Raw genomic sequence first — 22,940 nt, forward strand, 5'->3', positions numbered from 1 at the left:
GTACGCAAATCGCCCAACCCGAAAGTGAGGGACCATGGCCCGGAACAAGGTCATGACGCTGTGGACCGCCATCGTCACCGCCTTCCTCGCGCTCTTCGCGGCGCTCGGCTTCGTCTCGACGACCGCCGCGGCGGCCGTACCGCAGACCAAGACCCACAGCAACACGGAGCGCGCGGCCGAGCGGACCGCTCCCGCGGCGGCGTCCCGGCCCTGGTCCCGACCCGGTTCCCTGCCCCCCACGATGAAGCAGCGCATCCGCGCCGAGGCCCACGGCTCGGCCCCCCGGTGCCGCCACATCCCCCCGGCCGACGCGGCCAGGTCCGCCGGCCTCCTGTGCGACGTCCCCGAGTCCCCGGCCCAGCACACGGCACCGCTCCAGCGCTGAGTCCCCCGCCGCGGACCCCGTCCGCACCCGACGCCCCGGCGATTGCGTACCCCGACCCACGCGTCCAAGGCCCGGCAGCTCCCAGAGCCGCCGGGCCTTCGCCGTGCCCGAACCCGCCGACCGTAGGCCGCCGCCATGCCCCTGTTCCGCCTACACTGCCGCAGCGGCCCCGAAGGGAGCCACGGAACACATCCGCCCCCGCCGGTTCCCCGTCCACCAAACCCCTCCCTGCGAAAAAGGGGACAACGTGCTGATGGCTTCGATGGGCATCCTGCTGCTCTTATGCCTGGTGACCGCGGCGGCGAGCATCGTGGCCGTTCTCCTGATGCCGGCCGACCCTCCCCTGCCTCTGCCCAGGCTCTGTGCCGTTCTCGCCCTGCTCTTCGGTTCCACGGCAGCGGCCGTGTACTGCCACGGCTGGTTCTCCGTCGTCCTGGGAGGACCGTTCCCCGACCTGTGCGAAGCCCGGAACGCCTCCGGCGCCGAACTGTCCGCCATCGAGCAGACCTACTGGCCCCTTCGCAACGCCTGCCTCTACTCCGACGCTACGACGGTGGAACACATCTCCATGACGGTCAACGTCCTCGTCTGCCTCTCGGCAGCTCTTGCCACCGCCCTGACCTGCGCGAGCGCGGCCCTGCGCGGGCGGGTCCGATCACCCTTGAAACGACCTCATGGCAGCGAGGTCATTCCCCGGAGCGACCGCAGTCGAGTCCGATGAAGTGGCACCGGCACGCCCCGACAAAACGCACAACAGCCACCACCTGCGGACGGCCGGGCCACTTCGTCATGCCCCTGCTCTCGGGCTCATGGATCGCGCTGTACGCCCCCTCGTCGCCACTGCGATCCGTAGCCCGGCCGCCCACCTCCAGTGAGGAGCACGGGGCTGTTTTCTTCATGCCCGGGGGTTCAGCGCGCGTCGGGCCCGGCCGATGACGTTCTGCGCGTCGACCCCGTACACCGCGGACTCGCTCAGGGTGTCCCACACTCGCTGATACGTGGCGATGGAGTCAGCGTCATCGAGCCACAGCTCCGCGTGCCAGTCCTCCACGACAACGCGCCGGTCGTCGTAGATCCAGAACGAGTTGCCCGCGTAGATCTTCAGGGGCGCCGAGAACGGGACGACGCCGAACTCCACCGTGTCCAGACCGATGACGCTGGTAAGGCGATCGAGTTGCGCGGCGAGCACTGCGGGCGGACACACCAGGGCGAAGCAGGCGGCCTCCCACATCAGAATCCGGTACGTGCGGCCTGTCTTCCACAAGCCGTCCTGCCGACGGACGCGGGCGCGCACTGCCTCTTCGGTGTCCCGGGGGGACCGCATCAGGTTGGCGTGCCGGGTAAGGACATGGCGGGCGTAGTCGGCGGTCTGAAGCATGCCGGGGATGAGGTTGTTCTCCCAGATGGTGAGCACGCGCGTGCGGTCGTGCTCCGCGGTGATGGCCTCCTGTACAGGACGGTGACCGGAGGCTAGCTGCCGCCGCCAGGAGCGGATGCGGGACTCGAAGCCCCGCAGTTGGGCGAGCAGACCGTCATACATCTCGGGCCGGCCGGTGGCTTGGGCCCAGGCCCGTAGCTCGCTGGCGTCGGCTGTCTGCCGACCGTTCTCCAGCTTGGACACCTTGGACTTGGTCCAGCCCTCGCCAAGACGCTCGGCGAGAGCGGCACCGGTGAGCCGCCCCTCAGGGCAGGAAAGCCGCAGCTCCCGGAGCCTGAGTCCGAGGGCTTCTCGTGCCTGTTGGTAGTCAGTGCTCACCGGGCCTCACATCATGTGCGATTGATCTCGAACTTGGCATACGGAGTGGCATAGTGCCAGGCCGCGTCACGCACCTGGCAGTACCGGTTCACCGCCGCCGGTTCGGTGATCAACTCGGCGCCGGTCATCTGATCGTCCTCGTCGAAGAGCAGCCGGGCGACGAGGCGGGAGTCGAACAGCCAGAAGTCCTCGGCCGGAAGGCGCAGTTCGTCGGCCTGGGCGCGGGAGAGGTTCGGATGTCCTCGCCCGCGGCGCAGTTCCGGGCCGCGTTGCTGCGGAGGTACAACTGCCCCGGGGTGATGGGGTCATCGACCAGGCGCACGCGCTCGATCCGCTTGCCCTGCGCGGTCTGGGCACGGACGTTGCGGCACCACTCGTCGTCGTAGTCCCAGTCGATTGCCTGGCCGGCCTCGAACTGCTGCCACTGGTCGGTCGCCTCGTCGCTGGCGAACCGGCGGCGAGTCTCCAGCCTCCAGGCCGTGTGGGCGAAGGTGGCGAAGAGGCGGTCGAAATCCTCGTCCGCGTTGATGAGCCGCGGCTCGTCGTCACGCGGGCCGAAGTCGACCAGGGTGTTGCGGGGGACGACGACGGCAACTTCGCCCTCGTTGAAGTGCTGGAGCTGGCCGAGGTCGGCGGGGTCGGTGAGCGGCGGCCCATGGACGATGACCTCGCCGCTCTCCAGATCCTCGTGTACGGCCGGGCATCCGCCCCCGCCTGAACCGGTGCCGTTTAAGCGAAGTCGTCGCATGGTTGTGCCTCTCCCGAGAGTGGTCTGTGTGCGCAGCCAGCCTCCCCGACGCCCCGGGCCTCAACACTCTGCCAAGAGGTCCCGCAGGGGAAACATCGCGCAACACCGCGGCGCGGTCAAGAAACTTCACGAAACACCGGGTGCTCCAAGCCACTTCCCGTCCTTACCGTTCCGTGCATGGCCAACACCGTGTCGACCGAAAGCGACCCCTTAACAGCCGTCGAATCCTTACGCACAGCCCTCCACAGCGCCGGGATCTTGCCGTCCCTCGCCGCCGACGCCGCGTCACCGAGCCTCGCACTGGTCGACCTCGCCCGCGTCCGCGCGGATGTCGCCCTGCGGCTGGCGACCGAGCTTCAGAGAAGGGCCGCGGCATGACCACCAGCACAGGCACCATCCCCGCCGGCGTCCTGGCCGTCCTCGCTCTACCCGACCCGGCGGCCCTCGCGGAGGACCCGCTCCGCGGCGCCCTGTGTGTCTGGTGCGCGGGGCCGCTCACGCTGGCCACGGCCGTCAACCTCGGCGAGTTGGACAGCCCCAGGGGCCGCTGGTGGCCCCGCGCCTGCCCGGCCTGCGCCGGCACCCGCGCACACCGCGCCCTCTTCAACCACGCGCCGGAATGCGCCGACTGCCAGGCCATCCCTGCCGACGGCCAGAGCGCCCCCTGCGACACCGCCCGCCACCCGTACCGCCTCGTACGCCAGAGCCTCCGATGACCCGCTGCGACACCTGCGGACAGCCGATCGAGGGCAAGCCCCACGTCATCATCATCGACTCCCCGTCAGGCGCCACACCCAACCTGACCGTCCGCCCCGAGCCCTGCCGCACGAACCCGCCCCGGACAGGTCGAGCCTGGGGCGAGGGCGGCCAGGAGGTCGATGACCTCGCGTACGTAGCGATAGACCGTCGCGGTGCCGATGCGGAACCCGGCGGCGAGCTGGGCATAGGTATCGCCGCACCGCAGGTGGGCCAAGGCGAGCAGGGCCTGTCGGCCTGCCGGCAGACGCCGCCGGCGTGCGAAGACAGGTTGGAATCAGCTCAAGAAATGTGTATGGGCGCTTACAGTGCGCGACCATCGGGGAACGGGGTCGCGTCCCGGGCCGCGCGATGCGCGGCGACCCGTGGCGCGTCAACTCGTGGCGTGCCGAGGGGAATTGTAGGTTCTTCAGGTTGTTGCTGTGTTAGCGTGATCAGGCTGAGTCGATAAATGTGCGACTTTGGTGGAGGGTGCGCCCGAGGGTATGTGTGGACCGACACCTTTTGACGGCGTCCTGCGGGGTCGGACCACTCGCAGTCAACCTTCTGGGAATCACATGTGTGAAATGGGGAAAATTGAAGTCTTCTCGCTTCCGTAAGATCACCGCTGCGGCCGGCGTCACCGCGGCTGCCGTGATGATGTCCATCGCCGGTACATCGAGCGCGTCGGCCGTGGTCATTCACAAGGAAGAAATCCTCACCGCCGAGGTGTGCGTCATCCGTGGCAACGGAATGGTCGCCAACGGGACCGCCATCGGGTTCACCTGCAACCCGAAGCGCGAGCCGGTCTGGATTCTGACCTGGTGGTAGGGCGCGTCGGAGGCGGGCTGCCCGTCCGGCAGGGAAGAATCAGGGGGCGCGCCTGACGCGGCTGCGTTTCCTTCAGCCGTGGTGAACGGTCCATCGACTCGGTCGGTGGACCGTTTCACTGAGCTCACTGGAGGAGACGTCGAACGTCACGAGCATCACCAGCAGGGCCCCACGCCGTTGAACAAGTGACCTCGCGCTCTGGACACGTGATCACTGCGAGTCGCCGTTGGCCTGCCCCGTTGGCGCACACAGACTCACCCGATGACGCTGAACGTCGACCTCGGCAACCCGGACGGTGATCTGATCGCCCTCGCGCACGAGCTGGTCAGGGGTCACTGCTGGCCGGCTCGTCATCTCGGACAGGTGAAGGAGCCCTTCCACGTCCGGGGCGAGGCGCACGAATACGCCGAATGGGACGATCTTCGTGACAGTGCCGCGGAGGACCTGGCCCGATTGATCAGAGAACTCGATCAGAGGGTTTTTCTGCAGGGCCTTCATCGAGATCGCGACCTGTCCCTGACGCGTTTCGGCGATGAGCACCTCGGCGGTGATCCTCTGGCCGGCCTCGACCGCTTCCGAGGGGTGGCTGATCCACGACCAGGTCAGTTCGGACACACGGATGAAGCCAGTGCGTAGCCCGTCGGGCTCGCCGTCGAGATGGACGAAGACGCCGAAGTTGTGAACCTCTGACACGGTCCCGGAGACGATCTTCCCTGGCTGGAGCGCGAGCAGGAAGGTCCGGAGCTCGGGGTTCTCGCAGGCGCGGGCGGACAAGTGCAGTTCTCCGCGGCACCGTCCGATCTCCTCGGCATCGAGTTCCTGGCCGATCTCGAAGACCTCAGACGGGTGGTCGATGCGGCGCATCGACGCCTCTTCCCGGGAAATCCGGCCGGCTTCGTTGTTCCTCTCGCTTGATGCCTTGAGCGCGACCAGGACGTCTGACCCGTCGAAGCCGGTGACGGTCACCCTGCGGACCGGACCGGGACGGAGCGTGTCGAGGAGCGGCTGCAGGCGAGGATCGGAACCGGGCTCGGACATGGGCGGAGCCTAGCCCGAGTGCCTCCCGGGCGCAGCGGACACGCACCCCACCAGGCACCACTTCCGTTCGGTGGTGGGCACGCGTCCCTCGCCGTTAGGCTCCGGGAGCGAGCGAGAGAAGACCACGTATGGACCCCCGCCTGCCCCGCCTGCGCAGGAAGCTCGCCCAGATCCCCTTCAACCCTCTTCGCAGCCACTCCTTCGGCGAAGAGAAGCATCGCTTCCAGCTCGGGCGAACCGTCAGCGCGGCGACGATCGACGCCTTCGAGACCGACCACGGAGTCGTGCTTCCTGCCCCCTACCGCGACTTCCTGACGTTCCTTGGCGCGACCGGGGCTTCCCCGTTCTACGGGCTCCTGCCCCTGAGCCGGTGCATGCTGTTCACGATGGATTCGAAGAGGTCCGAGGATGGGGCCCCGCGGGGCTTCACCACGGTCGAGGATCGTGCACGTCCAGGCGACAGGTTTCTGAACATCATCGAAGCAGGGTGCAGCGACGTGGTTCTACTGGGAGTCACGGGACCGCTGACCGGCCGCATCGTCACGGGCAACTCCGATGGCTTCTGGGGCCCCGACCTCTCGTCGGCCCCCGACTTCATCGCCTGGTACGAACTCTGGCTGGACGAGATGGCGGCAGGTCACGACAGCCGGGCGCTCGAACTGACCTCGCCCGCCGGCCGCAGCGCTGAAAGACGCGCGCGTCCCACCTCACAGCAGCTCCGGACGGCATCCGAGGACATCGGTCCTCACTGACATTGATCAAGAAGATCGTGCGTCAGTGAGCCCTTTCCAACCTGCCATGTCGATGGGGCAGTTGGCGTGACAGAGGAGTGAAGCCCCTGGAGGCACGGGTTCACCACCAAGCTCACCCGTGCCTCCAGAGGCTTCACTTGTGTGTCCACCCGTCCGGACTGGACCTGCCCAGCTCGCAGCCGGATTCGGCATCGGCACCACCACGGCCTACCGGTACATCACCGAGGCCGTTGATCTCCTGGCCGCCCTGGCGCCCACGCTCGACCGCGGGGCAGCAGGCCGTGAACCGGTCGCAGGCCAAGATCCGGGCCCTGGTCGAGCCCGCCGTCGCCAGACGCAAGACCTGGCGGCTCCTGCGCAAGCTTCGGTGCTCGACCACCCGCATCACCAGCCTCGTCCAGGCGGTCCTCGCCCTCCACCTCACCCGCGCAAACCGAGGTTGTAAAAGGCTCACTGGACCGGGCGCACGCCGAGGCCCTCACGGACCAGGCGCTCGCGTACCTGGCGACGAGCGCGCAGAAGCCGGCCGACGCGCCGCCCCGCTGATGTCCCCGTGGACGTGAAAGACCCCCAACCGGTATCGACTGGGGGTCTCTTCGCTGGTGGGGCTAACAGGATTTGAACCTGTGGCCTCATCCTTATCAGGGCCTGGGTCAAATTCAGCGTCACCGCTGGTGAGGGACGGCCCTGGTCACACGCCATCTACACGGGTCTACACCCTCCACCCTCACGCGACCCCCACCCGCCCTACTCCCGATCCGGACTCGTCCCGGACTCCGTCGGACTCCACCGTCACCACCCTGAGCTGGGCCTGATCGGGCGAAGCTCCCTCAAGCGCGGCGAGCACCTGGCCCGCGTAGTCCGCCGAGGCATGCGTGTAGAGCCACGTCACCTCGCCCGCCCGCTCGTGCCCGAGGATCTCCTGCGTGATGGCCTCCGGCACTCCGAGCGCGTGCAGGCGCGAGGCGAAGGTGTGCCGCTGGTCATGGAAGTCCGGCCACCAGTCCGTCCGCGCCCTGTCCTCCTTCTTCACCCGCCCAGTCTCAGGGTCCTCAACCTCCTCGGTCCACGTCTTGACGACCTTGCGGGCGATGCCGGCCTTGTCGATCGCGTCGACCCACCGGCGGCGGACGCTGCTGCGGCGCAGCGGGGCCCGGTACCGCTCCCCCTCGCTGCCGTTTATCTTCGAGCCGCGGCGGATCGCGTTCCGGCCGTGGAAGACGAGCTCCTCCGTGCGCAGCCCGTCGTCCGGTTCGGACACGGCCCGGCTCGCGTCCGGCTCGGCATCCCAGAGCTCGCGCAGCAGTTGCACCGCGGTGTCCGTCAGCGGCACGGTGCGCAGGCCCGCGTCGCTCTTCGGGTACGCCTTCCTCTTCACATGCCCGCGCGGCTCGATCAGGACCTCCCGCACCTGGAGCCGCCGGGAGGCGAGGTCGATCCGGCACCAGCGGAGGCCGGCCAGCTCGCCGAAGCGCAGCCCCGTCTCCTCGGCGAGCTGCTGCACGGGCCGGAGGTAGTCGGGGAGCTTCTCGCGGACCAGGGCAAGCTGGTTGGTCGTCGGCGGCCGTCGATCATCGGGGTGCTTCCCCCGCCCGGACGGGAGCTTGATGCCGTCGCAGGGGTTGAAGGGGATGCGCCGGTCGCGGAGGGCGGCGGTCATCATGCGGTCGAGGACCTGGAATGCCTTTGTCACCGAGCTAGCTGCGAGGGGTCCGCCGGTCCCGTCCCAGATGGAGTTCACCCAGTTCTGGACGTCGAGCCAGGTGATGTCGACCAGGCGTACGGTGCCGAAGCGCTTCTGGACGTGGTTGCGCCACGACCGGCTGTCGCGGTCGATGGTGTTCTCCTCAAGCTGCGCAGTCTGCGACTTCCACCAGAGGGTGTGCCACGCGGTGAGGGTGATCTCGCCGCGGGCGGGGTCGATCCACCGGCGCTCACGGATCTCGGTGCGGGTGCGCTCAAGGAAGTGGATCGCCTCGGTCTCGGTGCTGAAGTTCACGGCCCGCTCGCGCTGGCCGGGTGGCGTGTACCGGGCCTGCCAGCTACCGATGCAGTTCGTCGTCTTCGGCCGGGCCCCGGGGTACTTGTCCAGGCATGCCTTGCAGCCGCAGCGCTTGCTACGGACTTGACGTGGATTTGTTGGGGTGCTCCTACGGCCCACGGGGGTCTCCTGATCAGAGATGCGGGGCGCCAGCCAGAGCAGCGGGTATGGCGAGCTCGCGCGGGAGCGGGACGCGCTCTCCGCAGAAACACGCGAGGCCGGCGCCGGGTACGTACGGGGCGCCGAGGTCGATCGTGAGGATCGCGTGGAGCTCTCTGATCAGGTCGTGGGGGTGGGTGCCCCTGTCTACGAGGATGGTGACCTCGTCTGGGTCCCAGGTGGCGATCGTCGGAAGGTCGTCGACGACGGCGATGCGGATGCACACAGGTGTCCCCCCATGGATGTGCAGCACGGGATTGGTCCGCTCCGGGAGGACAGCGGGTGACTGATCGTACCTGTGTGTGTAGATGCTGTGTAGGTGATCGGCATATTCGGCGGGCTTTTGTTTCGTATCGAACTATCGCCGCGAATTTTCCGCCTTTTAGGCAACCCTAAGTTCACTGGCCGACGCTTTGCCCGACCCTGACCACCTTGAACATCACCTCGGCGTCCTCGACCAGCAGACGTTGCTGCCGGTCCGGGAGTTGCCGGTAGAACCACAGGAGTCGGGCCTCGCGCTCCTCGTTCGACGGCCCGGGTGCCGGGCGCCCCACGGCGGCGAAGAACTCGCGCGGAGTGGTGGTCACCCCCCACTTCCGGAAGGTGCCGGCGAGCGCGCGTAGCCGGTCCGGGTCGATCCTGCTCGTGCCGCGAGTGCGGTTCGCCCACGCGTTCAGGGTCTGGTAGGAGATGCCGGCCTCGCGGGCGAGGTCCTTCTGCGTCTTCCCCTCGGCCTGCGAGAGGAGACGCTCAAGCAGTGCCGCCAGGTCCTCACCGCGGGCGAGGTCCTCGGCGACGTCTTCGCCGGGGTGGTTCTGGTGGCTGGTCACGCTCACAGGGTCCGGCATTGCATCTACATGCGCAAGTAGATCGGGGGCCGATGACCTGTATTTGACGCTGCCCCGGCGCATCTACACACCCCTGTGCACCCCTGTACGGCACATCAAGACCCTTATGCGCCACCCTTGACGCGATCCACATCTACATGCAGACTGTAGATCGTGCAGGTCACTCGGACCTGGCACCCCTAGCGGCCATGTGCCGGAGGTTTCACCATGCGACGACTGGACAACGGTGCCCCGCTGCGGGCCGCCATGGCGGCGGCCGAGCTGGACATCCCGCGCCTCGCCGCCAAGACGAAGGAGATCGACCCGGCCGGTAAGGGCATCTCGAAGTCGCTGGTCGGCTTCATCGTCGGCGCCGGCCGCACCGCCCGAGACGAGTGCAGCGACCGCGCCGCCGAGCTGATCGCCACTGCCCTCGACCGGGAGGTCAACGACCTCTTCGAGACGCCCGTCATCACGCTCCCGGAATCTACATCTACACGTGGTCCCGGGATGGCGAATCGGCAGAAGCGGCTGCCGGAGCGGCTCATGAACCAGCGCGAACTGGCCCAGTTCCTCCGCAAATCGCCGTCGTGGATCGACGCCCAGATCACGGAGGCGCGGAGACGCGGCCAGGTCTGGCCCGGCCTGATCTACGTCGGCGGCAGCCGCCGTTTCGACCCGCACGCCGTGCTCGACGGCCAGAAACGGCAGCGCGCCGCCTGACACACCGAGGGCCGCCCCGGACGCGACCCGGAACGGCCCCCCTCACAACCCAAAACCCCTACGTCAAAAGGAGAGATGGCTGTGTCTTCACAGGCTAACGCCATGATCACCCCGCCGGGGAGTGTGGTGACCGACGTAGTCACCCGCGCCGCCGGCGGCGACCGGGAGGCATTCGCCTCCCTCTACAACGAGCACCGCGGCGAGGTGTTCCTGTTCCTCGTCCGCCGGACCGGGGACCGGCTCCTGGCCGAGGACCTCGCCAGCGAGACGTTCGTGCGGGCCCTGCACCGCATCGAAACGTTCTCGGCCGACCGCTCCAGCGGCCGTATCGGCGCCTGGCTGTGCGTCATCGCCCAGAACCTGGTCGCGGACCACTTCAAGGCGCCCCAGCGCCAGCGCGAGGTGCTGGTCGACGACCTGCCCGTCCCGGCCGAGCAGAGCTGGAGCGCGGAGGCGGCGGCCATGCGCCAGCTCGACATCGAGATGGCAGCCGAGACCGTGACGGCCGCGATGGCGACGCTCACCGCGTACCAGCGGGACTGCCTGCGGATGCGGTTCCTGGAGGGTCTGTCGGTCTCGGAGACGGCCGCCCGGCTGGGCAAGGGCGCCGGCGCCGTGAGGACGCTCCAGTTCCGCGCGGTCGCCACGATGCGCGCCGTTCTGGCCGCCGAGGCGGTGGCCGCGTGATCCGGGAGCTGACGGACCTGGAGCGGCAGGCGCTCGCCTGGGACGCGGCGTGCGAGCGGGCCAACCGGGTCGCGGCCGACATCGCGCTGCGCCTCAGCGAGGATTCGCCGCTGCACCGGGTGCAGGTGGACGGCGACCAGCTCCTGGTGGCGCTGTACATCACGGCCCAGTCCCAGTGGGCGGCCTGGCGGCGGTATTTCGGGATCACGCACGCCGGGGAGCGGGCGCTGCCGTACGTCGTCTGCGCTGACGGTCACCGTGGCGGTGTCCAGGTGTGGGTCGCAGCGTACGACCTGCCGGAGACGCGGGCTCGGGAGGCTGCGTCCGCTCGGCGTCCGTTTGAGCTGGACGGGATCGTGTACGACCTGGCGGTGCCGCTCGGGGACACGCAGGGCGACACGTGGTTTTTCCAGGGCGAGGTGCGTGCGGACGGGATGCCGCTGCTGTCGCAGGACGGTCGGCCGGAGCGGTGCTCGCTGGCGAACATCGTGAGCCAGGCGGGGCCGCTGACGCGGGTCAGGGACACGTCGGCGGACCCGGTGATGCCCGTGCTCGCCGAGGGTGCCGAGGGTGGTGGCGCGGCGTGAAGACACACATCGCTGTGCAGGCGGCCGTGGTCACGATGCTCGTCGCCAAGCGGCCCGCCTTGGCGGACCTACCCATCCGGTGGGAGCTGGCGGGCGGCCGGGTCGAGATCCGCCAGGACGCGCTCACGTCGAAGGACGACTCCGTTGTGCCGCAGATCGCGGCTGAGCTGGCGCGCGCCATGCGTGGCGCCCGCACGCACTCCTACGTCCTCCCGGCCGAGGACGGCACCAGCACTCGCTGCTGCGAGGTCGCGGCCCGGGTGTCCGGCGTCGGGGTCAGGTTCGTCGGCTACCAACGGGGCCTCCGTCTGGACGAAGTCGCCGGGCACGAGCGGCTGGCCGACGAGCCGGACGCGATCACGCGCCTGATCGCCCCCACCCAGGCCCTCCGCTACGACACGGAGGCCGACGAATCGTGAGCGCGTACAGCACCGCCTACCAGGCCCTCACCCGCGGCCGTCCCCTCCGCCCCGCAGAAGCCGCGCAGCTCCTCGCCGCCCTCCGCCGCGAGACCGGCGAGGAGCTGGCCGACGCCGTCGAGCGGGACCTGTCCGGCACGTGCCGCCGCGGCCCGCAGGACACCGACGCGGAGTTCCGCCGCCGGCGCCGCGACTTCGGCGCCGCCATGCGCGTCGTCAACGCGGTCCGCAACGCCGCCGCCGCTACCGCCCCCCTCCCGCACCAGCGCAACCGGAGCACGTCATGACCACCTTCTCCTTCGCCCCGGCCACCCGCGAGACCGCCAAGGCCCGTATCGCTCTCCAGGGCCCCGGCGGCTCCGGCAAAACCAAGACCGCCCTCCGCATGGCCGAGGGCCTCGCCAAGGGCGGGCAGATCGGCCTCGTCGACACCGAGCGCGGCTCCGCCCTCAAGTACGCCCCCGTCCCGGGCCGCCCGGACATCGAGGCACACGAGTTCGCCCACCTCCCGATGGCGTTCTGCTCCCCGGAGAACCTCATCGCCGCGGTGAAGGCCGCCGAGGAGGCCCGGCTCGCCGTCCTGATCATCGACTCCTGGTCGCACTTCTGGGCGGGCAAGGGCGGCCTCCTCGCCCGTGTCGAAGAGGAGGGCAAGAAGATCTCGGGCGGCAAGTTCTCCGCCTGGGACCCGGTCAACCGCATGGAGCAGGACATGCTGGACGCCCTGCTCGGCTTCCCCGGCCACGTCATCGTCACCATGCGGACGAAGAACGACTACGAGCTGGCCAATGGCAAGGTCACGAAGCTGGGCGTCAAGACCGTGCAGCGTGAAGGCGCCGAGTACGAGGTCGATGTCGTGATCGACATGGTCGAGGGCGTCGGCACCGTCACCAAGACCCGGTACTCGGTCCTGACCGGTGCCCGCGTCCACCACCCGGGCGAGGAGTTCGCGGAGGCGATCCTGGACCAGCTCGGCCAGGGCGTCGACCCGGTGCAGGTCATCGTGGATGAGCTGCTGGGCGAGGGGCTGACGTACCGACGGGCGCTGGAGCTGCACGCTCGGGCCCAGGCGCGGAACCTCCTCGGCGCCGACCTCCTGCACCCGAAGACCGGGGAGCCCGCGAAGCTCGGGGACCTGATCCGGGAGTACGGGCAGGCCGTGAAGCCCGCCACGACGGGCGTCACGAGTCCTTCTGCACGGGCCGCTGACGCCGAGGCTGCTGCCGCTGCCTACTCCGGCGACCCGGAGCCGTCCGACGACATGCCGGGGACCTCGGCATCCGCGCCGGCGCCCGTCTCCGCCCCGCAGATGCGGATGATGCACGCCTGCTTCGCCAAGGTCGGCCTCGGAGCGAAGGACGCCCGCGAGCAGCGACTCCGCGCGACCGCGCTGATCATCGGCCGCCAGATCGGCTCCGCCAACGAGCTGGCGAAGGACGAGGCCCAGACCCTGCTCGACACCCTCGCCAACTACGGCGAGCGCGAGAACGGGCCCGCCGACTTCGCCGAGATGGTCCAGGGCCTGGAGGACGACGCCGCCCAGGCCGCGGCCGCCGACGCCGCCTGAGTCCACCACTGACCGCGGGCCCGCCCCGACTTCCCCCCTGCGGGGCGGGCCCGCACCCCGAAAGGAGCTGCACCCCAGTGGTGACCCCCAGCATCAACGCCATGGCCCTGTACCTGTGCTCATGGCTGCACGACCCACAGAACCCGACGCCCTTCCTCGAAGAGGCACGCGAGACCGTTTCCAGCGCCCGCGAGACCTTCGCCCGCCGTGGCATGACGATCGACGACAGCCTCCGCCTGTCGTACGAGGAGGGCGTCGCCGCGGACGGCCTGGACCAGGAACTGCTCGCGTGGGCCACGCGCACGGCGACGGCTCTGGACAGCGGCTCGCTGCCGCGCGACCCGGAGCACCGCGACGCACCCAGCTCGCACTCGTACCGCGGATTCCAGTTGACCTACGGCGATCTCGAAGAGATCTACGGCGCCGACCTGCCCGACGGAAGCTGAGAGGAGGAAACCCCCAGTGGTGACCCCAACCGCCGAACAGGCCGAGGCGATTGACGCCTACGGTGACGGCCTCGACCTCGTCCTCCAGGCCGGCGCAGGCTGCGGGAAGAGTCGAACGCTGCGGATGATCGCCGAGAGCGACCCGCGGCGCCGGATGACGTACGTCGCCTACAACACGGCGATCAAGAACGACGCCGCGAAGTCCTTCCCGGCCACAGTCGCGTGCAAGACGGGCCACGGCCTCGCCTTCGACCCGAAGTACGGCCGGCGGCTCCAGCGGCCCCGGCAGACCGCGCACGAGGCCGCCCAGGCCCTCGACGTCCGGTCCATCCTCGGCATCATCGGCTCCACCCCGGCCATCGCCACCGACCTCGGCGGCCAGAAGGCCATGACCGGCAAGATCATCATGCGGTGCGCGCTCGACACCGTGGCCCGCTGGTGCCACAGCGCCGACACCGAGATCACCGACCGGCACATCCCGGTCTACGACGGCCTCACCAAGCCGGAGCCGCGCGCGCAGCTCGCCCAGCTCGTCCTGCCCGTCGCGAAGGCCGCCTGGACAGACCTGGAGAAGGACGAAAGCGTCCTGCGCCTCACCCACGACCACTACCTGAAGATGTGGGCTCTCTCTGAGCCCACCATCCCGACGGACGTGGTCCTCCTCGATGAGGCCCAGGACACCAACGACGTCCTGTCCGGCGTCCTGCTCGCCCAGGAGCACGCGCAGCGCATCGCAGTCGGCGACTCCGCACAACAGATCTACTCCTGGCGCGGCGCGAAGGACGCGCTTGAGGGCTTCGTCCGTGAACTGGGCTGCCCTACCTTGAACTTGTCGCAGTCGTTCCGGTTCGGGCCGGCCGTCGCCGCCCGCGCCAACGTCTGGCTGCGCCTCATCGACGCCCCGCTGCGGCTCACCGGCTGGGACGCCGCCGCGTCCACCGTCGGGCCGCTCGACGCTCCGGACGCGATCCTCTGCCGCACGAACGCCGGCGCGATGGGGATCGTCATGAAGGGCCTCGCCGCGGGCCGGAAGGTCGCGCTGGTCGGTGGCACCACGGACATCAAGCGGCTCGCGTGGGCTGCGGAAGCCCTCCAGGAAGGTCGCCCGACCGACCACCCGGAGCTGATGGGCTTCCCCTCCTGGGACGCGGTCCGCGAGTACGCCGTCGAAGAGGACGGTTCGCTGGAGGTCCTCGTCAAGCTGATCGACGAGCACGGCACCACGGACATCCTGGCCGCGGCGGACGGGCTGTGCTTCGAGGCCCAGGCCGAGCTGGTGGTGTCGACCGCGCACCGCTCGAAGGGCCGCGAGTGGCCGGCCGTCCGCATCCACGCGGACTTCCGGGCGCCGAAGCCCGACCAGAAAACGGGGCTGGTGATCTTGCCCCGGGAGGAGGCCCGCCTGGCCTACGTGGCCGTCACCCGGGCCCGGGAGCAGCTCGACGACACTGCTCTGGCGTGGGTCCGGGACGTGACGGCGGTGGCCGCATGACGACCTTCATGGCCGTTCCCGGCACGGTGCCCGGCCGCGCCCGGGACTGGATTCCGGTCACCACCCTGGCCGTCCCCACGGTGTGGATGGCGACCTCGGACGGGCTGGTCTGCATCGACCTGATCGCCGTGGAGCGCGCGATCAACGGGACGCGTCGGGGCTGGACGCTCAACGCGGACGAGGCCCGGTACGCAGCCAGCCTCGGGTTCGCCGCCGGCTTGACGTACTCGCTCATCGGGACGCGGATCGGCGTGAGCGCACAGACGATGCAGAGCTGGTTCCCCGAGCTGGCCGCGCCGAAGACCGAGAGGCAGGCACGCCCCCGTCCCCGATCGCGGCCGGAGCCGGTGCCTCGGCAGCCGGTCAGGTGCGGTACCCGGGTCGCGTACCAGCGGCACATCCGCCGCGGGGAGCCGACGTGCGCGCCGTGCAGGGCGGCCAAGAGCGCCGCGGACCGCTACTACCGGCGGCACGGCACGTACGTGATCCCGGAGGGGGCGTCGTGACGGCCACCGAGGATTGGGAGCCGCGGGCGATCTGCCGCTCCATGGACACCGAGGTCTGGTTCAGGAAGGCGGACCGGGCCCGTGCCCGCGCCCTGTGCGGCGGCTGCCCGGTCTCAGAGCAGTGCCTGGCTGCCGTGCTACGCCGCGAAGACGGCCTGCGCCCGGGGCACCGGCACGGCATCTTCGCCGGGCTGACCGGCCCCGAGCGGGCCGCGATCGACCGCGCCGAGCGCGCCTCCAGCGGCGAGGCCCCGGAGGAGCCGCGCCGCCAGACGAAGCCGCGGGGCCCGGGCCATAAGCCCTCGCCGTGCGGCACCCGGGCTGCGTACCAGCGGCACCTCAGCAAGGGGGAGCCGGTCGACGACGCGTGCCGGGCCGCGAACGCGCTGGCCAAGCGTCAGCACTCCCGGACCGGCAGCAGCGTCCTCCCGGCCGGCCGATAGACGCCGGGGGCCCGGCGGATGAGACCGGCCGCCGAGCCCCCGGTCACCAACTGAGCGATGAGAGAGGCACCACCGAATGGCCTGGGTCCGCTTGTCAGACGACTTCTACGACCACCCGAAGTTTCAGCGGGTGGGCGCGCTGGGGGTTGCCCTGTGGACCTCATCTCTGGCCTGGTCCAACCGGAATTTGACCGATGGTGTGGTGCCCCGCGGTGTGGCCCGTCGCCTCCTCGACTTCGAGGACGTGGTCGCCGCGATCGCCGCCGCCGGTAACGCGATCGGTAACGGCGTTACTAACGGTGCCGGTAACAGGGGTGGTAACCCGGCCGGTAACCCCGACGATCACGCTTTCACCGCCGCCGCCCTCCGCACCGCCACGATCAGCACACTTATCGCCGCAGGGCTCTGGCGTGAACACCCCGACGGCTACCTCATCCATGACTACCTCGACTACCAGAAGTCCGCCGAGCAGATCCACGCCGAGCGAGACAAGAACGCTGCACGTCAGAGGGCTTTCAAGGAGCGTCGGAAGCAGGCCCGGAAGCCTCCGCCGGCCGACGGTAACGACCCCGGTAACGGTGAAGGTAACGGCGTTACCAACCCCCCAAGTAACGGCGACAGTAACGGCATTACTCACGACGTCACTAACAGCCCGGTAACGGATGCTCCCAACCCCAACCCCAATACTCCTTCCTCTTACGAGGAAGGAGGAGAACGTCCGGGATCGGAGATCCCCGACGACACCCCCGAACGCGAAGACATCGAACAGGTCTGCCTCGCCCTCGCCGACGCAGTCGAAGCCAACGGCTCCCGCCGCCCGAACATCACCAAGACCTGGCGACGCGAAGCCCGCCTGCTGATGGACAAGGACGGCCGCACCGTCGACCAGGTCCTCACCGCCATCGCCTGGTGCCAGGCCGACCCGTTCTGGCGGGCCAACGTCCTCTCGCTGCCGAAGCTGCGCGAGAAGTACGACCAGCTCCGCCTCGCCGCCCAACGCCAACAAGTCGCCGCGACTCGTCCGCCCGCTGGCCAGTCCGCCGGCCCGGGCTACGACCCCACCACCGGCACCGACCTCTTCGACCGCGCCATGGAGCGCGCCGAAGCCCTCATGAAGGAGGATCAGTGACCCCCAAGGAAGCCGTCCTCATCGCGAAGTACGTCGCGACCCTCTGCCCCCAGCAGAAGTTCAACGAGTTCACGCCGAACGCCTGGGGGAACGTCCTCGCCCCGTACGCCTTCGAGGAAGCCCAAGCCGCTGTCGACGCGGTCTCCTCCAGGCAGGCATTCGTCTCCCCGTCCGAAATCATCACCGAGATCAAGGCCCGTCGCGCCGAGCGCATCGAGCTGGCGAACGTCGTGTACGACGGCGACCCGCTGGAGACCGGCGCCGAGTCCGCCGCCGCCCTCCGCGAGATCATCCGAGCCGCTGGAGACGGCCTCACGGGCCCCAGCAGCATCCGCGCGTCTCTCGGTGCCGGTGATCGCCTCGCACTGCCCCCTGGCGCCGATCACGGCCCGTACGAGGGCCGTGCAGCCGCCATCCGCGCCTCCATCGGCAAGATGCCCCCGCGCGTCCGTGAGGGCGTGGTCAACCCCCGCGGCATCCCCTGCCAGACCTGCGGAGCACTCCCCGGCGCCAGTTGCACCACCCGCGGGCGCCGCCGCCAGGACGTCCACCCCAGCCGCCGCGACGACGCCGTCCGCGCCGCCGCCGGCCTCCCCCCGGTCGACGCCGCCGAGGCCCTTCAGGCGCAGGCCCGCATCCAGGCCGCCTCGGCCGCCGCCCTCGTCCGCGAGACCGAGCAGGACCTGGAGGCCGAGGCGTCATGACGCGCATCCCGCAGCCCCGCCGCCGCTACCGGTTCCCGCAGATGGCCGTTCGGTGTCCCTGGTGCCGGGCCGCCGTCGGCGAGCTGTGCACGAACCCTCGCGGCACGAAGGTCCGCCGAGCGGACACGCACGACGCCCGCCGACTCGCCTGGGCCATGACAACCAGGTGCGCTGAATGCCACGCCGCCCCCGGCCAACCCTGCACCACCAACCACGAAAGGCGACCCGCATGAGCTACCCCACGATCTTCACCACACCCGGCCTCCGCGCCATCGCCGAGGACATCGATGCCGAACGCCAGCGGCAGCTCGCCAAGTTCGGCGACCAGCACCACCCCGACGGCACCGGCTACAACGGCAGCACCCAGCACGCCGACTTCTGGCGCCAGAGCTGTCAGGCCGCCTTCTCCGACGGCGAAGGCACCTGGGGACACGTTCTCCTCGAAGAGGTCTACGAGGCGCTCGCCGAGAAGGACCCGGCCGCGCTGCGCAACGAGCTGGTCCAGGTCGCCGCCGTTGCCGCCGCCTGGATCGCGGACATCGACAGCCGCCCCACCACCGTCTGACCCGCCAGCCAACGCCCCGACACCCACCACGTCATGAAGCGACTCCTCGCCTGCCGAGACTGCCGCCGCCCCGTCCTCTGGACCATCACCGAGGCCGGAAAACGCCTGGCGGTCGACCCCGACCCCGACCCCGCCGGCAACACCGCCATCCACCGCGACGGAACCGGCGCCTGGCGCTCCCGACGCCCCACCACCGAACTCCCCCTCACCGGCTGGGAGCGACTCCACAAGCCGCACATCGCCACCTGCCCCACCCGCACCCAGCAGCTCCCCCTCCCGCCCGGCGTAACCAGCCTCGCCGCCCATCGTCGGAAGGGGAGGGCCCGATGAAGGTCGTTCGCTGCAAGTACTGCCCTCAGCTCCTGCTCACGCCGGAGTCGCGGGCCCGCGGCTACGGCCTCGTCTGCGGCCGAAAGCGCGGACTGATCCCTCCACCGACGCCCCGTCACACCCGGCTGGCGACGCCCGTCACGGCCGTCACCACGCCCGACCTCCACCCCGACCAGCTCGCCATCCCCCTGGAGCCCGAGATGAGGAACCCCGAACCCGACAAGGCCCGCGCGCTCCCGCAGATCAACGTCGAGTGCCCGACCTGCTCCGCGGCCCCCGGCGACCTCTGCACCAGCCACGGCGGCACCCGCCCCCGCCGGCACGACGTCCACCAGGCGCGCACCGCCGCCTGGAACCGCCACACCACGAAGGAGAACTGACCGGCATGCTCCCCACCCTGACCGGTGTCGGCCGACTCACCGCCGACCCCGAGCTGCGTTTCACCCAGTCCTCGAAGGCCGTCGCCTCGATCGCGCTGGCGTTCAACTCGCGGAGGAAGAACCCCCAGACCGGCGAGTGGGAGGACGGCGACGTCTTCTTCATCCGCGGCACCGCCTGGGAACGCCTCGCCGAGAACGCCACCGAAACCCTCGCCAAGGGCATGGAGGTCCTCGTCACCGGCGAGGTGCGCACGGAGTCGTGGGAGAAGGACGGCCAGAAGTACGAGCGGCCGGCGCTCCTCATCCGCTCCATCGCGCCGAACTTGGCCTTCGCGGTCGCCAAGGTCTCCAAGGACGCCGCGAGCCAGCAGAACGCCCAGGGCGGCGGGCAGCGCACCGGACGCCCCCAGCAGGGCCAGACCCAGCGCACCCGCCCCACCAGCCCGCCCGCTGACGACCCCTGGGCCGTCGACCAGGCCAACGGCTACAGCAACGAACCCCCGTTCTGATGCGGGCCCTCCGCACCCTCGCGGCCACCACGGTCGCAGCCGTACTGCTCGTTGCCTGCCACCCCGCAGCCGACGCAGTACCCGCGCCCTCGCCCCAGGCCGCACCCGAACCCCCAGGACAGACCTGATGGCCGCGCTCCTGCGACTCCCCGGCGGCGCAGGGGACGCCTCCGAACTCGTGGAGGCCCTCCTCGTCGCCGCCCAGGCCCGAGAGGCCACCGCACCCGACCTCGCCGCCCGATGGCGCCGCATCGCCCACGACATCAGCGACGCACTCGACGCACTGCCCGCACCACGACACACCACCTGACCACGCGGACAGGGGCCCCACGCAGGGCCCCGCCCCGGCCACAAACCGGAGCATGTCCATGACCATCAAGAACCCCACCAAGTACCCGGCCCCGCACCCGGTTACCCCCTGGTTCGCGCGCCTGTTCCGCCGCCGCCCGACGCCCGCGCAGACCGCCCGTAGGGCCCTGGCGAGTGCGGACCCCGCCAGTGCCCTCGTGGCCGGGATGCGCCAGGCCGATGACCTTCGTGCAGCGCGTGAGGAAGTGGCCCGTTGGAAGGAGCACGCGGACTCCTACGCACGTGAGCGGGACGACGCCCTGCGTGAGGGCGCGCAGCTACTTGCCTGGATCGCCGCTCTCCACCCGGCCAGCGCCGTGATTGCCCCGGCGCACGACGTCGAGGAGTCGCAGGACCTGTACCTGGTGGCCGGCGGATGGCAACTCTGCTGGCCCGTCCGCTACGAGGACGCGGACCTGTTCGGGCACGTGACCGCTGTGGACGTGACCGACGTTCGGGCGCAGTGGGACGGGCACGGATCGGAGCAGCGGGGGCAGCGGCTGCGGAACCACGTCCGGCTGCTCGCCCTGGACACGCTGGCCGCTGACGGGGTGTTGACGCCCGTCACCGACGCCTCGCCGACCGCCGTTCAGGGCCGCCAGGGCGGCTCGGAGGTGCGCAGTGCCTGACGCCCAGCACCCCATCGCCTTCCTGGACTGCGAGACCACCCACCTCGACGCTGAGATCGGCGAGGTGTGGGAGGTCGCCGTCATCCTCCGCGAGCAGGAGGACGGCGGGCAGCCCGTCGACACCGAGTTCGTCTGGCAGTTCGCCGTCGACGAGGCTGCCGCCGACCCCGAGGCCCTGCGCATCGGCCGCTTCCGCGAGCGCCACGTCGTCGACCCCACCTGCGGGGCCGCCTGGACCGGTCCCGGCCCAGTCATCCCGCTCAGCCGCGAGAGCGCCATCGACGCGATCGTCTACGTCCTGTCCGGCGCCGTCTTGGTCGGCAGCAACCCGGGCTTCGACGACCGCCACCTCCGCAAGCTCCTCGGCCCCGGCGGCGCGCACTGGCACTACCGGCCGTACGACATCGTCCAGCTCGCCGCCGCGAAGATCGGCGTCCGGTCGGCCGGCCCGCTGCCGTGGCGCGCGCACGTCCTGTCCCGGGCCGTGGGCGTCGAGCCGCCGGCGCCGGAGGTCGCGCACACCGCGCTTGGCGACGCCCGCTGGGCCCGCGACGTCCACGACGCCGTGATGGTCCGGGAGCGCTTCCCGATGTCCTGGGAGGGCCGCGCCCGGCACGCCATCGGCATGTACACCCAGGCCGCGATCGAGCTGGAGGACACCCGCCGCGACCTCGCGGCCAGCACGGCCGCGATCGAGCGCGTACGCCGCCTGTGCGAGCTGACCATCGCAGCGTCCGTCCGGGTGCAGGCCATCGACCAGGCCCGCGACACCCTCACTGCCCTTGACGGCACGTCACGGCCCGTCAACGCCGACACCGAGGGCAACCCGGGCAGGGGGAACCTGTGACCGAGCAGACCGCAGTCGACCAGTGGAACTCCCGCTACCCGATCAGTACCGCCGTGGTCGCCTACCCCGGCGCTCGCCCGGAGGACGACCCGACCGGCGAGCGTCTCATCACCCGCACCCGTAGCGAGGCGTCCGTCCTCGGCGGTCACACCGCCGTCGTCTGGGTCGACGGGCACAGCGCCTGCATCGCGCTCACCCACGTCGACCCCGTCCAGCCGGCCGACACGTACACGCCGCCCGCCAAGTACGTGCGGTCCGACGGCGTCGACTGCTGCCCGCATGCCACACCGGTCGGCCCGGGGTCGTGTGAGCACTGCTGGGACCTCGTGAAGTGGGACGCCGTGGACGCGCCCGCCACCTCGCCCGTCTGACCGTGCCTGGCCGCCCGCGGCGCAAGCGCGGGCGGCCAGGCACCCCCGATCCCACCACACCCACCAGGGAGGACACCATGCCCACCCCCGCCCACGACCTCCGCGCCGCTGCCGAGACGCTGCGCGCGCTCGCCACCGCTGCCAGCGTTGACCCCGACGGCACCCCCACCGCCCACTGGCACTACGAAGACCGCGGCCGTGGCCGTGGTCATCTCTACGGCGACCACCTCACCCGTGAGGACGACCGCTGCATCTCCTGGCCGCACCTCCTGCGTGGGGGATCACTCCAGCGGCCCACGTACATGCACGTTCAGCACGCCGCCTACGCCGCGGCGATGGGCCCTGTCGTGGGCCTTGCCATCGCCGACTGGCTGGAGGAGGCCGCGCACCGCTACGAGTGCAGCGTCCAGGCCGCCGGCGACGCGTTCCGCGACGACCCCGCCGGCCGCGACGCGTTCCTCACCACCGGCCCCGGCGCCCCCTCGCCCCACGCCCTGGCCGTGGCCCAGCAGATCCTCAGGGCGCGGCGATGACCGCCTACCCGATCGGCGTCGAGGTCGCCTGCGACGGGCCCGACGAGCAGACCGACTGCCCGGACAGTGCTGCGGTCCGCGCGCGGTTCACGTCCCGGACGGCCCGGCAGGTCCGGTCCGACGGCCGCCGTGACGGCTGGGTGCGGCGTCGCCGAACCGGCCGCCTCCTGGACCTCTGCCCCGGGTGCGCCGCCGGCGCGGAGCAGGACGGAGCGCAGCCGTGATCGCTCTCCTCGCCTACGCGGTCGTGACGCTCGTGGGCTTGGTCATGCTGGCCTTCGTCGCCGCCGACACGTGGCAGACGGTCAGGAACCTGACCGCGCGCCAGCGACACGAGCCCGCCGCCGGGGCCGAGCAGGACGGGGCGGGGGCGTCATGACGGGCGTCGCCGCCTACATCGCCCTCGTGATCGTCCTCGCCGCACTCCTCTGCGGCCACCAGAACCAGACCATC

The 22,940-nt window shown here is 70.4% G+C and carries 35 protein-coding genes and 4 pseudogenes; 32 read left to right on the plus strand and 7 right to left on the minus strand.

Features of this window, described 5'->3' with window-relative positions; translation table 11 throughout:
- The first annotated feature begins 34 nt into the window (after positions 1–34).
- Together J5Y05_RS14130 and J5Y05_RS14135 are read left to right on the plus strand one after the other, a co-directional pair.
- Positions 35–385 (plus strand): DUF6344 domain-containing protein, encoded by a 351-nt coding sequence (locus J5Y05_RS14130; RefSeq protein ID WP_210872176.1) that lies wholly within the window; start codon positions 35–37, stop codon positions 383–385.
- A gap of 247 nt (positions 386–632) precedes the next feature.
- On the plus strand, positions 633–1,106 hold the full coding sequence (locus J5Y05_RS14135) for a hypothetical protein (protein ID WP_210872177.1): 474 nt from the start codon (positions 633–635) through the stop codon (positions 1,104–1,106).
- Between the two features lie 174 nt (positions 1,107–1,280).
- Here the strand turns inward: J5Y05_RS14135 and J5Y05_RS14140 are convergent, their stop codons facing one another.
- Positions 1,281–2,141: a helix-turn-helix domain-containing protein gene (locus J5Y05_RS14140; protein ID WP_210872179.1), complete on the minus strand. Its 861-nt coding sequence runs from the start codon at positions 2,139–2,141 to the stop codon at positions 1,281–1,283.
- A gap of 11 nt (positions 2,142–2,152) precedes the next feature.
- A pseudogene (locus tag J5Y05_RS14145) lies at positions 2,153–2,889 on the minus strand (DUF6879 family protein).
- Between the two features lie 177 nt (positions 2,890–3,066).
- Between J5Y05_RS14145 and J5Y05_RS14150 the strand changes: the two are divergent.
- Complete coding sequence (locus J5Y05_RS14150; protein ID WP_210872181.1) at positions 3,067–3,267, plus strand: hypothetical protein; 201 nt, start codon at positions 3,067–3,069, stop codon at positions 3,265–3,267.
- The gene (locus tag J5Y05_RS14155; protein WP_210872183.1) at positions 3,264–3,605 is read left to right on the plus strand and encodes a hypothetical protein; all 342 of its coding nucleotides are present in this window, start codon (positions 3,264–3,266) and stop codon (positions 3,603–3,605) included. Before J5Y05_RS14150 ends, J5Y05_RS14155 begins: the two co-directional genes overlap by 4 nt.
- Before the next feature lie 137 nt (positions 3,606–3,742).
- Here J5Y05_RS14155 and J5Y05_RS14160 read toward each other — a convergent pair.
- Positions 3,743–3,904 (minus strand): annotated as a pseudogene (locus J5Y05_RS14160) (helix-turn-helix domain-containing protein); the annotation flags it as partial.
- Positions 3,905–4,206: 302 nt separating this feature from the next.
- On the opposite strand from J5Y05_RS14160, the gene J5Y05_RS14165 reads away from it, so the two are divergent.
- Positions 4,207–4,455: a hypothetical protein gene (locus tag J5Y05_RS14165; protein WP_210872184.1), complete on the plus strand. Its 249-nt coding sequence runs from the start codon at positions 4,207–4,209 to the stop codon at positions 4,453–4,455.
- A gap of 210 nt (positions 4,456–4,665) precedes the next feature.
- Here J5Y05_RS14165 and J5Y05_RS14170 read toward each other — a convergent pair whose 3' ends face one another.
- On the minus strand, positions 4,666–5,493 hold the full coding sequence (locus J5Y05_RS14170) for a S1 RNA-binding domain-containing protein (protein ID WP_210872186.1): 828 nt from the start codon (positions 5,491–5,493) through the stop codon (positions 4,666–4,668).
- Between the two features lie 128 nt (positions 5,494–5,621).
- On the opposite strand from J5Y05_RS14170, the gene J5Y05_RS14175 reads away from it, so the two are divergent.
- The 3 genes and pseudogenes from J5Y05_RS14175 to J5Y05_RS32635 form a co-directional block, all read left to right on the plus strand.
- Entirely contained in the window at positions 5,622–6,245 is a 624-nt protein-coding gene (locus tag J5Y05_RS14175; protein ID WP_210872188.1) for an SMI1/KNR4 family protein, read from the plus strand.
- 166 nt (positions 6,246–6,411) lie between these two features.
- Positions 6,412–6,498: pseudogene (locus J5Y05_RS32630) on the plus strand (transposase family protein); the annotation flags it as partial.
- A gap of 13 nt (positions 6,499–6,511) precedes the next feature.
- A pseudogene (locus J5Y05_RS32635) lies at positions 6,512–6,682 on the plus strand (IS5/IS1182 family transposase); the annotation flags it as partial.
- A 290-nt stretch (positions 6,683–6,972) separates the two neighbouring features.
- Here the strand turns inward: J5Y05_RS32635 and J5Y05_RS14185 are convergent.
- From J5Y05_RS14185 to J5Y05_RS14195, 3 genes are all read right to left on the minus strand, one after another.
- Positions 6,973–8,406: a site-specific integrase gene (locus tag J5Y05_RS14185; RefSeq protein ID WP_210872190.1), complete on the minus strand. Its 1,434-nt coding sequence runs from the start codon at positions 8,404–8,406 to the stop codon at positions 6,973–6,975.
- Between the two features lie 13 nt (positions 8,407–8,419).
- Positions 8,420–8,698: a hypothetical protein gene (locus J5Y05_RS14190; protein WP_307853904.1), complete on the minus strand. Its 279-nt coding sequence runs from the start codon at positions 8,696–8,698 to the stop codon at positions 8,420–8,422.
- Positions 8,699–8,843: 145 nt separating this feature from the next.
- Positions 8,844–9,275 (minus strand): helix-turn-helix domain-containing protein, encoded by a 432-nt coding sequence (locus tag J5Y05_RS14195; RefSeq protein ID WP_307853905.1) that lies wholly within the window; start codon positions 9,273–9,275, stop codon positions 8,844–8,846.
- A gap of 225 nt (positions 9,276–9,500) precedes the next feature.
- On the opposite strand from J5Y05_RS14195, the gene J5Y05_RS14200 reads away from it, so the two are divergent.
- The 24 genes from J5Y05_RS14200 to J5Y05_RS14310 all read left to right on the plus strand — a co-directional run bounded on the left by J5Y05_RS14200 (position 9,501) and on the right by J5Y05_RS14310 (position 22,866).
- Positions 9,501–9,995: a hypothetical protein gene (locus J5Y05_RS14200; protein ID WP_210872194.1), complete on the plus strand. Its 495-nt coding sequence runs from the start codon at positions 9,501–9,503 to the stop codon at positions 9,993–9,995.
- Positions 9,996–10,076: 81 nt separating this feature from the next.
- Entirely contained in the window at positions 10,077–10,682 is a 606-nt protein-coding gene (locus J5Y05_RS14205; RefSeq protein WP_210872196.1) for an RNA polymerase sigma factor, read from the plus strand.
- A complete protein-coding gene (locus J5Y05_RS14210; RefSeq protein WP_210872817.1) occupies positions 10,679–11,269 on the plus strand; it encodes a BN159_2729 family protein in 591 nt (196 codons plus the stop codon). The genes J5Y05_RS14205 and J5Y05_RS14210 overlap by 4 nt, the downstream gene beginning before the upstream one ends.
- The gene (locus tag J5Y05_RS14215) at positions 11,266–11,688 is read left to right on the plus strand and encodes an NUDIX hydrolase (RefSeq protein ID WP_210872198.1); all 423 of its coding nucleotides are present in this window, start codon (positions 11,266–11,268) and stop codon (positions 11,686–11,688) included. The genes J5Y05_RS14210 and J5Y05_RS14215 overlap by 4 nt, the downstream gene beginning before the upstream one ends.
- Complete coding sequence (locus J5Y05_RS14220) at positions 11,685–11,975, plus strand: hypothetical protein (RefSeq protein ID WP_210872200.1); 291 nt, start codon at positions 11,685–11,687, stop codon at positions 11,973–11,975. The genes J5Y05_RS14215 and J5Y05_RS14220 overlap by 4 nt, the downstream gene beginning before the upstream one ends.
- Positions 11,972–13,255, plus strand: a complete 1,284-nt coding sequence (locus J5Y05_RS14225; protein ID WP_210872203.1) for an AAA family ATPase — start codon at positions 11,972–11,974, stop codon at positions 13,253–13,255. The genes J5Y05_RS14220 and J5Y05_RS14225 overlap by 4 nt, the downstream gene beginning before the upstream one ends.
- A 77-nt stretch (positions 13,256–13,332) precedes the next feature.
- A complete protein-coding gene (locus J5Y05_RS14230; RefSeq protein WP_210872205.1) occupies positions 13,333–13,701 on the plus strand; it encodes a hypothetical protein in 369 nt (122 codons plus the stop codon).
- Positions 13,702–13,717: 16 nt separating this feature from the next.
- Entirely contained in the window at positions 13,718–15,193 is a 1,476-nt protein-coding gene (locus J5Y05_RS14235; RefSeq protein ID WP_210872207.1) for a UvrD-helicase domain-containing protein, read from the plus strand.
- On the plus strand, positions 15,190–15,699 hold the full coding sequence (locus J5Y05_RS14240; protein WP_210872209.1) for a hypothetical protein: 510 nt from the start codon (positions 15,190–15,192) through the stop codon (positions 15,697–15,699). Before J5Y05_RS14235 ends, J5Y05_RS14240 begins: the two co-directional genes overlap by 4 nt.
- Positions 15,696–16,142, plus strand: coding sequence for a WhiB family transcriptional regulator (locus J5Y05_RS14245; protein ID WP_210872211.1), 447 nt, complete (start codon positions 15,696–15,698; stop codon positions 16,140–16,142). The genes J5Y05_RS14240 and J5Y05_RS14245 overlap by 4 nt, the downstream gene beginning before the upstream one ends.
- Before the next feature lie 91 nt (positions 16,143–16,233).
- Positions 16,234–17,271 (plus strand): phage replication protein O, encoded by a 1,038-nt coding sequence (locus J5Y05_RS14250; RefSeq protein ID WP_210872213.1) that lies wholly within the window; start codon positions 16,234–16,236, stop codon positions 17,269–17,271.
- Positions 17,268–17,975, plus strand: coding sequence for a zinc finger domain-containing protein (locus J5Y05_RS14255; RefSeq protein WP_210872215.1), 708 nt, complete (start codon positions 17,268–17,270; stop codon positions 17,973–17,975). The genes J5Y05_RS14250 and J5Y05_RS14255 overlap by 4 nt, the downstream gene beginning before the upstream one ends.
- Positions 17,972–18,208 carry a zinc finger domain-containing protein gene (locus J5Y05_RS32745; RefSeq protein WP_443742828.1) on the plus strand — a complete coding sequence of 79 codons (237 nt, stop codon included), beginning with the start codon at positions 17,972–17,974 and terminating at the stop codon, positions 18,206–18,208. The genes J5Y05_RS14255 and J5Y05_RS32745 overlap by 4 nt, the downstream gene beginning before the upstream one ends.
- Entirely contained in the window at positions 18,205–18,540 is a 336-nt protein-coding gene (locus tag J5Y05_RS14260; protein WP_210872217.1) for a hypothetical protein, read from the plus strand. Before J5Y05_RS32745 ends, J5Y05_RS14260 begins: the two co-directional genes overlap by 4 nt.
- A 33-nt stretch (positions 18,541–18,573) precedes the next feature.
- Positions 18,574–18,870: a hypothetical protein gene (locus J5Y05_RS14265; RefSeq protein WP_210872219.1), complete on the plus strand. Its 297-nt coding sequence runs from the start codon at positions 18,574–18,576 to the stop codon at positions 18,868–18,870.
- A complete protein-coding gene (locus tag J5Y05_RS14270; RefSeq protein WP_210872221.1) occupies positions 18,867–19,250 on the plus strand; it encodes a zinc finger domain-containing protein in 384 nt (127 codons plus the stop codon). The genes J5Y05_RS14265 and J5Y05_RS14270 overlap by 4 nt, the downstream gene beginning before the upstream one ends.
- Positions 19,251–19,255: 5 nt before the next feature.
- Complete coding sequence (ssb, locus tag J5Y05_RS14275; RefSeq protein WP_210872223.1) at positions 19,256–19,759, plus strand: single-stranded DNA-binding protein; 504 nt, start codon at positions 19,256–19,258, stop codon at positions 19,757–19,759.
- A 127-nt stretch (positions 19,760–19,886) separates the two neighbouring features.
- Positions 19,887–20,069: a hypothetical protein gene (locus J5Y05_RS32250; protein WP_210872225.1), complete on the plus strand. Its 183-nt coding sequence runs from the start codon at positions 19,887–19,889 to the stop codon at positions 20,067–20,069.
- Positions 20,070–20,121: 52 nt separating this feature from the next.
- Positions 20,122–20,736, plus strand: a complete 615-nt coding sequence (locus J5Y05_RS14285) for a hypothetical protein (RefSeq protein ID WP_210872227.1) — start codon at positions 20,122–20,124, stop codon at positions 20,734–20,736.
- Complete coding sequence (locus tag J5Y05_RS14290; RefSeq protein ID WP_210872229.1) at positions 20,729–21,583, plus strand: 3'-5' exonuclease family protein; 855 nt, start codon at positions 20,729–20,731, stop codon at positions 21,581–21,583. The genes J5Y05_RS14285 and J5Y05_RS14290 overlap by 8 nt, the downstream gene beginning before the upstream one ends.
- Positions 21,580–21,954 carry a hypothetical protein gene (locus J5Y05_RS14295; protein ID WP_210872232.1) on the plus strand — a complete coding sequence of 125 codons (375 nt, stop codon included), beginning with the start codon at positions 21,580–21,582 and terminating at the stop codon, positions 21,952–21,954. Before J5Y05_RS14290 ends, J5Y05_RS14295 begins: the two co-directional genes overlap by 4 nt.
- A 77-nt stretch (positions 21,955–22,031) precedes the next feature.
- The gene (locus J5Y05_RS14300) at positions 22,032–22,487 is read left to right on the plus strand and encodes a hypothetical protein (protein ID WP_210872234.1); all 456 of its coding nucleotides are present in this window, start codon (positions 22,032–22,034) and stop codon (positions 22,485–22,487) included.
- Positions 22,484–22,711, plus strand: coding sequence for a hypothetical protein (locus J5Y05_RS14305; protein ID WP_210872236.1), 228 nt, complete (start codon positions 22,484–22,486; stop codon positions 22,709–22,711). Before J5Y05_RS14300 ends, J5Y05_RS14305 begins: the two co-directional genes overlap by 4 nt.
- Positions 22,708–22,866 carry a hypothetical protein gene (locus J5Y05_RS14310; RefSeq protein ID WP_210872238.1) on the plus strand — a complete coding sequence of 53 codons (159 nt, stop codon included), beginning with the start codon at positions 22,708–22,710 and terminating at the stop codon, positions 22,864–22,866. The genes J5Y05_RS14305 and J5Y05_RS14310 overlap by 4 nt, the downstream gene beginning before the upstream one ends.
- Positions 22,867–22,940: the final 74 nt, after the last annotated feature.

This window comes from Streptomyces tagetis (genome assembly GCF_018069565.1).
Taxonomy (GTDB): domain Bacteria; phylum Actinomycetota; class Actinomycetes; order Streptomycetales; family Streptomycetaceae; genus Streptomyces; species Streptomyces tagetis.

Coding starts and splice junctions, on each gene's coding strand:
- J5Y05_RS14130 (WP_210872176.1), top strand. CDS start 35: ATGGCCCGGAACAAGGTCATGACGCTGTGGACCGCCATCGTCACCGCC.
- J5Y05_RS14150 (WP_210872181.1), top strand. CDS start 3,067: ATGGCCAACACCGTGTCGACCGAAAGCGACCCCTTAACAGCCGTCGAA.
- J5Y05_RS14155 (WP_210872183.1), top strand. CDS start 3,264: ATGACCACCAGCACAGGCACCATCCCCGCCGGCGTCCTGGCCGTCCTC.
- J5Y05_RS14170 (WP_210872186.1), bottom strand. CDS start 5,493: ATGTCCGAGCCCGGTTCCGATCCTCGCCTGCAGCCGCTCCTCGACACG.
- J5Y05_RS14175 (WP_210872188.1), top strand. CDS start 5,622: ATGGACCCCCGCCTGCCCCGCCTGCGCAGGAAGCTCGCCCAGATCCCC.
- J5Y05_RS14200 (WP_210872194.1), top strand. CDS start 9,501: ATGCGACGACTGGACAACGGTGCCCCGCTGCGGGCCGCCATGGCGGCG.
- J5Y05_RS14225 (WP_210872203.1), top strand. CDS start 11,972: ATGACCACCTTCTCCTTCGCCCCGGCCACCCGCGAGACCGCCAAGGCC.
- J5Y05_RS14240 (WP_210872209.1), top strand. CDS start 15,190: ATGACGACCTTCATGGCCGTTCCCGGCACGGTGCCCGGCCGCGCCCGG.
- J5Y05_RS32745 (WP_443742828.1), top strand. CDS start 17,972: ATGACGCGCATCCCGCAGCCCCGCCGCCGCTACCGGTTCCCGCAGATG.
- J5Y05_RS14260 (WP_210872217.1), top strand. CDS start 18,205: ATGAGCTACCCCACGATCTTCACCACACCCGGCCTCCGCGCCATCGCC.
- J5Y05_RS14265 (WP_210872219.1), top strand. CDS start 18,574: ATGAAGCGACTCCTCGCCTGCCGAGACTGCCGCCGCCCCGTCCTCTGG.
- J5Y05_RS14270 (WP_210872221.1), top strand. CDS start 18,867: ATGAAGGTCGTTCGCTGCAAGTACTGCCCTCAGCTCCTGCTCACGCCG.
- ssb (WP_210872223.1), top strand. CDS start 19,256: ATGCTCCCCACCCTGACCGGTGTCGGCCGACTCACCGCCGACCCCGAG.
- J5Y05_RS32250 (WP_210872225.1), top strand. CDS start 19,887: ATGGCCGCGCTCCTGCGACTCCCCGGCGGCGCAGGGGACGCCTCCGAA.
- J5Y05_RS14285 (WP_210872227.1), top strand. CDS start 20,122: ATGTCCATGACCATCAAGAACCCCACCAAGTACCCGGCCCCGCACCCG.
- J5Y05_RS14300 (WP_210872234.1), top strand. CDS start 22,032: ATGCCCACCCCCGCCCACGACCTCCGCGCCGCTGCCGAGACGCTGCGC.
- J5Y05_RS14305 (WP_210872236.1), top strand. CDS start 22,484: ATGACCGCCTACCCGATCGGCGTCGAGGTCGCCTGCGACGGGCCCGAC.